We start from the raw sequence: 8039 nt of genomic DNA on the forward strand, positions 1-8039 counted from the left end.
GGGTAGGCGGCCTGCGGTGCCGGTGCGGGCGCCGGCGGCTGCTGGACGGGAGCGACGGCGGGTGCGGGGGCGTCGTCGACGGACACGCCGTGATCGGTGACGAGTGCGGCGAACCCGCCGGCGTAGCCCTGCCCGACGGCCCGCACCTTCCAGGCGCCCTGGCGTCGGTACAGCTCGAGCGCGATGACGATCGACTCGGAGTTCAGCCCCTCGATCTTGTACTCGTACAGCGAGTTTCCGGCGCCGTCGGCGACCCGGGCGGTCGGCGGCGCGGAGCGGCCGAAGCTACTGGTGGCGTCGTCGAGCGTGATGACCGCGCGCACCTGCGCGATGTCGGCAGGCACCGCGCCGAGCGACACCTTCAGCGAGGCCGCCTGCCCGGTGGCTCCGGGCACGAGTTGCACCCCGGGACCGGTCGGCTGGTTGAAGAAGACGAAGTCGGCGTCCGAACGGACCTTCCCCGAGTCCGTGACGAGCAGCGCGGACAGGTCGGCGGCGGCCGTCAGTTCGAGGGAGACGATGACGTCGTCGACGCTCAGCGGGCCGTTCTGACCCTTGGCTAGCGGAGTGGACACTGCGGTGGTTCCTTCACTGTGGGAGCGTCGGGTTTGTCCCGTTTGGTCTGTTTGCCTACAACCTACAAAAGAGAGCCGACGGCCGTCGTCCCCGCACCCCGCGCGACACGGTCCGCGAACCAGCGCAGGATCTCCTCACCAGCGGCGATACCGCTGCTTCCGGTGACCGACAGGGTCGGGTGCTGCCAGTCGAGGGTTTCGAGTTCGCCGTGCCGGGGGCGGATGGCGGCGTCGGCGGCACTGAGCATGGTGGCGTCGAGGGCTCCGTCCCCGGCCGCCAGCACGGGCGCTTCCGGCTCGAGCACTCCGTCGTCGACGAGCCTCGTACGGACTGCCGCGACCGCGCGGCTCTTGCACACCGCGTCGGGCATCGTGTAGATCTTGCGGCCCTGCCGGGAGGCCCCCCATCCCCGGTCGACGCACCAGTCGTTCCACTCCTCGACGAAGCCGGCCGGCATCGCGTCGAGGTCCACGACCAGGTAGGAGAACAACTCGTCGGCCACCCGGGACGAACGCACCCAGCTGTCGTCGATGCGTCGGCTCAGCTCGGCGCCGACCTCCACCAGCGAGGCTCCACCGTCGGCCATCGCGATGTCGACACCCGACCGCCAGCCCGCATCGGGCACCCCGTCGACGAGGATGTTGCCGCCGTTGGTCGTGATCGCGTACCGCCACGGCGCCCCCGGCAGGTCGATGCGCTGGAACTGGGCGACGGTGCGCGTGGTGGTAGGCACGACCACGGCGGACGCGGTGAGCTTCCGCAGCATGGCCTCGGCGGCCGACGTGACGTAGGACAGCGGCTTGCCGTCGTACACCTCGACGCAGAGGAGGTCCTCGTCGCCGGGCCGCTCGGCCACGTCACTCTCGGTGACGGCGAGTTCCATGGCCCCGCGCGAGTAGATCATGGTGCGGTCGAGGTCGGTCGCGATCAGCGCGGTCATGTCACATCCTTGATCAGGCCCATACACGAATAGGCCAGGCCGGGGACCTCTTCGACGGGGACCGCCCGCGCGGCGGCGAGTAGCCGGATGTGTGCGTGCTCCGGGGCGTCGAGATCGCGGACGAGCACCCGCCACGGCACCCGGCGCAGCAGCACCCGGGTGGTCTCGCCGACGCCCGGCTTCACGAAGTTCACACTCGAGATCCCGTACTGCTCCCGGACCGCCTCGACGGACTTCCAGCCGTCCCAGGTGGGGGTGYGGTCCGACCGCAGCAGGTCCTCGACGTCGCCGGGAACGTGCTCGCGTACGTCCCCGAAAGACGCGCCGACGGAATCGAGGAGATGATTGGACACGTCCTCGCCCGCCAGGTGCGCGTAGAACTTGGCGCCGTGGAAGTCGCCGGGTCCGATCAGTGTGTCGTTGAGGACGGTCCGCGACACCAGGCCCGACACGGTCGAGTTCAGGCACGCGGAGGCGATCAGGAAGTCGTCGCGGGTGCCGAACGTGCGGACGCAGTGCCCGGGATCGGCGAGGACGGCGAGGTCGTCGTCGAATTCGGCGCCACCGGCTTCGCGGTACTCGGCGAGTGCCTGCGACAACTCGCGGGCGATGGCACCCTTGCCCGTCCAGCCGTCGACGAACACCACGTTCGCCGGGTCGTGATGACGCGCAAGGTAGTCGAGCGCGACGGCGTCGATCCCCCGGTCGCGGACGATGGAGACGGCGTAGTGCGGCAGCGTCAACCCGTGGACGTCCCGCGCCCAGCGGCGCATGAGCACACCCACCGGGGTTCCCGCCCGCGCCAGTGACACGAGGGTGACGTCGCGGCCCCGCTCGGCCAGCACGAGGTCGGTGACCGTCCCCACGGCGCGCGCCAGCCGGATGGAGCTGTCCTGCAGCACCTTCTCGAACAGCTCGCGGTACTCCGCGTCGGGCTGGTACTCGATGGGCAGCGTCTCCGCGTAGTGGGACTCACCCGACTGGATTCGGCGCTCCCGCTCGGCGACATCGGCTTCGAGGTCGACGTGCGACAGGTCTTTGAGCAGCCAGCCCACCTCGTCGGCGGAGTACGAACCGAACGCCGGGCCGGTCAGCGGCGCCGTCACGTCGACGCTCCCGCACGTGCGGCGCGCAGCGACCGCGGGTCGGCGCCGGACACGACGGCCAGGAGCACATCCGTCCCCGACGCGGTGAGCACGTCGAGGAATCCGCCGGCCGCCGTGAGCCGGTCGGTGTCGGCCGCGGCGTCGATCACCGCGACCACGACGGCGTCCTCGTCCGGCCACTCGGCGTTGTAGACGAAACGCGGCTGCTCTTCACCGTTCTCGGGCGCTGTGAAACGGAATCCTCGGCGCAGCGGATATCCCGGCTGGTCGAGCACGTAGGCGGGTGACCGCGTGGTCGTCTGGAAACGAACCCGGACACCGGACGTGGCGAGCGCGTCCGCAATTCGCAGAGGCAGGTACATCAGCTCTTCGTGTCCGACGACGATCACCGGGCGCTGCGGATCGAGCCGGTCCCGGAGCACCGCGGCCGCCGACGCGACGGCCGCATCGAACTCCTCGGTGTCTTCCCGCAGGAACCCGTGCCGGCCACCTTCCGGAACCGCTGCGGGCCACGGTATGTCGGCGCGCTCGACGGCCCCGGTCCGCTCACCGACGGGGTTGAGCACCGGTTCCGGAAGGGCACCGACCGAGTCGATCAGGCCGTCGGGAAGCTCGGTGCGCCCCACCGCCAGACTCACGCTGTCGATCTGCACCCCCAGTTCGGCGGCGGCGGCGTCGGCAGCGTCCCGGTGGCCCTGCTCGCGCATGTCGACGAGCGACGCCACGACGTAACGGCTGCGCGGGTTCTGCCGGTGCAACGCGCGGATCGCGTCGACCGCGGTGGCGCCGGTGGAAATCTCGTCGTCCACGAGGACGAGAGGGCGATCGCCCGTGAACAACTCGACGGACGTCGGCTGCAGCTGGTGGCTGGTCGCGTGCGAGTGCCCCTCCTCGAACCCGGCGGACGTCCCGATCTCGGGGACGTCCCGGCGCGTGGAGTGCAGGTAACACCGAGCGCGCAGCCGGGCCGCGACACAATGCCCCAGACCTGTTGCGGTCTCCGCGAATCCGAGCACCACGGGATCTGCATCCGGTCCGAGAACGTCGGCGACCAGATCGCCGAGACGGTCGCCCGCGCCGATCACGGCACCCGGGTCGGTGGGCACGTGCTTGCCGAGGACCGTCGAGACGAGCAGGTGGGCACGACGCGGGTTGCGCCGCAGGCCGGGCTCGACGAGTTCGGGGATGGTCAGCCCCGTGCCCGAACCCACGTGGGCGAGCGTCAACCCCAGGTGTTCCGTGGCCCAGGGCACTGCGCGCACGGCAGTGGGTGAGCTCATCGGACGGCCAGTGCAGTCAGTAGATCCACGAACGTGATTCCCTCGTTTGTCACGCCGAACACCTTCGCCCGGACGAGTGTCTTCTCGGCCCAGCTGCGGTGCGGGCGCATTTCGTTCATCTTGTTGCGATATCCCGACGCCTGGACGCCGCCGACGCCCTCGGCGCCGAGAATGTCGAGCGCATCGTGGTACTCCTCGTGCGTCACCGCGGACAGGGCGTGCACGGCCGCGACGTGCGTGGGGTGGATGACCGTCTTGCCCTGGATGCCGTTGGCGCGGTCGAGGGCGATTTCCCGCAGCAGACCGTCCAGATCCCGGCTGACCAGCTGCTGACGGAACCGCACCTCGTTGTGCTCCTCGAACGGCGTGGCGCGCAGGGTCGGCCGGAACATCCGCTCGTGGTCGGCGAAGTACTCCCACACGGGACCGGTGATGACGTGTCCGGTGTCGTCGGCGCGGCCCAGGAAGTTGACGATGCCGGCAATCGCGTCCGCGACCACCCGCACGTCGTAGATCGTCAGGTCGCGGTCGCGGCGGATGCCGAACGTGGCACACATGTCGGTGGCGCCGATGCGCACGGCGAGGATCCGCTCGCGGTGTTCGACGAGCAGTTCACCGATCTTCGCGAGTTCGTCGTCGCGGGTCTCCCGGTGCACCAGTGCCGGCGATTCGAGCACCGGCATCGCGTACAGGTGCTTGCCGAGCCGCTCCGACGCCGCGGCCAGCTCGTCGAGGAACGCACGTCCCGTCGCACCACCGAACTTGGGGATCACGAATCCGGACAACACCTCGACGCCGGTGGTCAGCAGGTCGGCGATCCGCCGAAGGTCCTCGGCCGCCCGCACCCGCACGAACAACTGCATCCGCGCACCACCGTGGACGGCGAGCCGATCGAGCGCGTCGACGGCGTTGAGCAGCGCCGCCTCCACCTGATCGTCGGCCACCGCGTCCTCGAGGTCCAGGACCATCGAGCAGACCCCGTCACCGGACCGGCGAAGGATCGTGTCCGCGAGGTCGGACCTCGTCGCAGGCACGTACAGCGTCGCGCCCAGCGCGACGGCCAGCACCGTGCGATCCTCGTCCGGCCCGAGAGCCTGCGGAGCGTGCAGGAACAGCCGGCCGTGCGTCTCGGGATCGAGGTGGTGGAAGTGCCGAACGTGCTTTACCGCAGCCGGCATCATTTCTTCGCTAATGCTCATCGTCCCCCCGTGTCATCGCTGTCCTGTGTGTCCTCTCATCTTCTGAACCACCTCGGCGATGAACGCCGACACGGCATCGAGCTGGGCGACGTACGCCCAGTAGTCGGGATGCCTCCCGGTCAGTGTCCCTGCAATTCGGTCTATCCGCTCGAGCTGAGCGTCGAGGACCGATCCCCATTCCCGCACGAGACCACGATTGACAGCCAACATCTGGGCGTCGCGGAGGCGAAATCTGATCTCGTTCTCCTTGGCCCGTGGGTTCTCGCGGACCTCCCGCAGCAACAGCAGGCGATCGGTGACACCGTCGACGTTCGCCTCGGCGTCGACCAGATGGGTCCGCGCGGCGGCGGTCAGATCCAGCGCCCCCTCCGGATTTCCGGCGGTCAGAGCCTTCTGCGCCTGCTGCAGATCGGTTTGCGCCTGCTCGATGTGCCTGCGGCTCTCGCGGTCGTTGTGGACGAGATCCGCCGAACTGGCCGCGTTGAACTCGCGCAGCAGGGCGGAGTAGGCGGGCGCCAGCCGTTCCGCCCGCGTCTGCACCGCGGCGATCCTCGTCGTCACCGACGACACGGCGTGAGCGGCGTCCAGTTCCTTGGACGGGGCCGCGGCCAGTGCCTTCTCGAGCGCCGCCGACTCCTCCCGCACGCGCGCTGCCGCTTCGCGGACCGGATTGGCGCCACGGGCGCCCTGCAGCGCCACGACCGCGGCCTCGAGCGCCGCTCCCCGGTCGCGCACCGACGGGTAGCCGGCGTACGCGCCGCCCTCGGTCTGCACCCGCTGCTGCGCCGCGGAGGCGACCTGAAGCGCCTGCTGGGCGAGTTGGGGTACGGCCGCCAGCATCGCGGTCGACTCCTCGAGATGGCCCCGATGTGTGCGATAGAACTCGTCGAGAGACTGCGTCGCCGCCACCAACTGCCGCGTCACCTGCTCGTACGCCGCGGCCGCCGCGGGTGTCTGCACGTTCTCGAATTGGTCTTCCGCCGCCAGGTACGCCGTCGCGGCCTGGTAGCACCCGTCGCGAACCGGTTCCCAGGCCCGCCGGATTCCGCGTTCCGGAGTCAGCTGGTCCGAGGCGTCCACGGCCGCGGCAGCGATGCTCTGCCGGTTGTCCATATCGAGAAACGCTGCGACCATCGTGTCGTGGGCGCGACGAGCCGAGTCGTCGCCCCGGGCTCTTCCTCGGAAGCGTCCCGCCCATCCGCTCGTCACGTCCTGAATCGTACTGGTCGGGCCGACAACCCCGAGTGGTCCGGAATTGCCTGTGCACAAACCTGTGGACAGTTCGCGGGATGGGACAAGTCGGACAAATTCATTATCGTGGTGTTGCACGACGAACCCGGAACTTCGACAGTTGTCGAGGGTCCACCCACCTCCTCTCGAAAGGACCCCTGAATGGGCGTCAGCTTGACCAAGGGCGGCAATGTTTCTCTCACGAAGGAGGCGCCGAACCTGACCGCGGTGGCTGTCGGACTCGGATGGGATGCCCGCTCGACCACCGGCACCGACTTCGACCTCGACGCCAGCGCCATCGGTGCGGGCGCCGACAAGAAGGTCGTGTCGGACCAGCACTTCGTGTTCTTCAACAACTTGCGCTCCCCCGACGGCTCGATCGAGCACATCGGTGACAACACCACCGGTGCGGGCGAGGGCGACGACGAGGTGATCAACGTCAACCTGGCGGCGGTCCCCGCGAACATCGAGAGCATCCTGTTCCCCGTCTCGATCTACGATGCGGAGACCCGTTCGCAGTCGTTCGGTCAGGTCCGCAACGCCTACATCCGCGTCGTCGACCAGGCCAACGGCACCGAGCTCGCCCGCTACGACCTGTCCGAGGACGCGTCGACCGAGACCGCTATGGTTTTCGGCGAGCTGTACCGCAACGGTGCGGAGTGGAAGTTCCGCGCCATCGGCCAGGGCTACGCGTCCGGGCTGGCCGGTATCGCCCGCGACTACGGCGTCAACGTCTGACAGTCGTCACGTTCTCCAGCCGGGGGAGGGTTTCACGGCCCTGACGTGAAACCCTCCCCCGGTGCTCGTCCACCTGCAGTAGCCACCCTGCATGCCCACTAGAGAAAGGCCACGCTTCGTGGTTCTGCGAATATTCGGTCTCTCCTTCGCCGTGACGGTGATTTCCATCATCATCGCGGCGCTCTACGGAGGCCCCCAGGCCGTCCTCCTCGTGGTGATCCTGTCGATCCTCGAGATCTCACTGTCCTTCGACAACGCCGTCATCAACGCCACCGTGCTCCGCCGGATGAGCGAGTTCTGGCAGAAGATCTTCCTCACCGTCGGCATCGTCATCGCGGTGTTCGGTATGCGTCTGGTCTTCCCCCTCGTCATCGTGTGGCTCGCGTCCGGCCTCGGCCCCGTCGCCGCCCTCGACCTGGCTCTCAACCCGCCTGCCGACGGTGCCGCGTACTTCCCCGACGGCAGCGCCAGCTACGAAACGCTGCTCACCGACGCGCACCCGCAGATCGCGGCGTTCGGCGGCATGTTCCTGCTGATGCTGTTCCTCGGCTTCATCCTGGAAGAGCGGGAGATCACCTGGCTGTCCTGGCTGGAGAAGCCCCTTGCCCGCGCGGGCAAGCTCGATCAGCTGGCCGTCATCATCGCCGGCGCCCTGCTGCTGATCACCGCCGCGTACATCGCTCCCGCGGACACGGTCTCCACGGTGATGATCGCGGGCGTCCTCGGCATGGTCACCTACATCGCCGTCAACGGTCTCGGTGAGTTGTTCAACACTCCGGGGGAAGACGAAGACGGAGAACTGGTCGAAGGGTCCAAGGGCGGACCGACCGAGCTGGCCAAGGCCACCGGTAAGGCCGGGTTCTTCCTGTTCCTCTACCTCGAGGTCCTCGACGCGTCGTTCTCCTTCGACGGTGTGATCGGCGCGTTCGCGATCACGTCCGACCCGATCATCATCGCCCTCGGCCTCGGC

At 68.8% G+C, this 8039-nt stretch carries 8 protein-coding genes; 2 read left to right on the top strand and 6 right to left on the bottom strand.

The genetic code is table 11. The features are described from left to right. The 6 genes from AC1D1G_RS37775 to AC1D1G_RS37800 all read right to left on the bottom strand — a co-directional run. Nucleotides 1–575 (bottom strand): TerD family protein (locus tag AC1D1G_RS37775; protein ID WP_477956134.1); only part of this gene is annotated, 575 nt, incomplete at its 3' end. Nucleotides 576–637: 62 nt separating this feature from the next. Further along, nucleotides 638–1516 carry an HAD family hydrolase gene (locus tag AC1D1G_RS37780; RefSeq protein ID WP_317568207.1) on the bottom strand — a complete coding sequence of 293 codons (879 nt, stop codon included), beginning with the start codon at nucleotides 1514–1516 and terminating at the stop codon, nucleotides 638–640. After that, complete coding sequence (locus AC1D1G_RS37785) at nucleotides 1513–2622, bottom strand: cysteine protease StiP family protein (RefSeq protein ID WP_477956135.1); 1110 nt, start codon at nucleotides 2620–2622, stop codon at nucleotides 1513–1515. The genes AC1D1G_RS37780 and AC1D1G_RS37785 overlap by 4 nt, the downstream gene beginning before the upstream one ends. Then, a complete protein-coding gene (locus AC1D1G_RS37790; protein WP_283354411.1) occupies nucleotides 2619–3902 on the bottom strand; it encodes a phosphoribosyltransferase family protein in 1284 nt (427 codons plus the stop codon). The genes AC1D1G_RS37785 and AC1D1G_RS37790 overlap by 4 nt, the downstream gene beginning before the upstream one ends. Next, nucleotides 3899–5101, bottom strand: a complete 1203-nt coding sequence (locus tag AC1D1G_RS37795; RefSeq protein WP_317568206.1) for an HpcH/HpaI aldolase/citrate lyase family protein — start codon at nucleotides 5099–5101, stop codon at nucleotides 3899–3901. The genes AC1D1G_RS37790 and AC1D1G_RS37795 overlap by 4 nt, the downstream gene beginning before the upstream one ends. Nucleotides 5102–5113: 12 nt before the next feature. Then, complete coding sequence (locus AC1D1G_RS37800; RefSeq protein ID WP_283333941.1) at nucleotides 5114–6235, bottom strand: hypothetical protein; 1122 nt, start codon at nucleotides 6233–6235, stop codon at nucleotides 5114–5116. Between the two features lie 258 nt (nucleotides 6236–6493). Here AC1D1G_RS37800 and AC1D1G_RS37805 point away from each other — a divergent pair, with 258 nt between their 5' ends. Beyond that, on the top strand, nucleotides 6494–7069 hold the full coding sequence (locus AC1D1G_RS37805) for a TerD family protein (protein ID WP_005251244.1): 576 nt from the start codon (nucleotides 6494–6496) through the stop codon (nucleotides 7067–7069). 118 nt (nucleotides 7070–7187) lie between these two features. After that, a partial coding sequence (locus AC1D1G_RS37810; protein WP_477956136.1) for a DUF475 domain-containing protein occupies nucleotides 7188–8039 on the top strand: 852 nt, incomplete at its 3' end.

Source organism: Rhodococcus sp. P3_B8 (assembly GCF_056402775.1).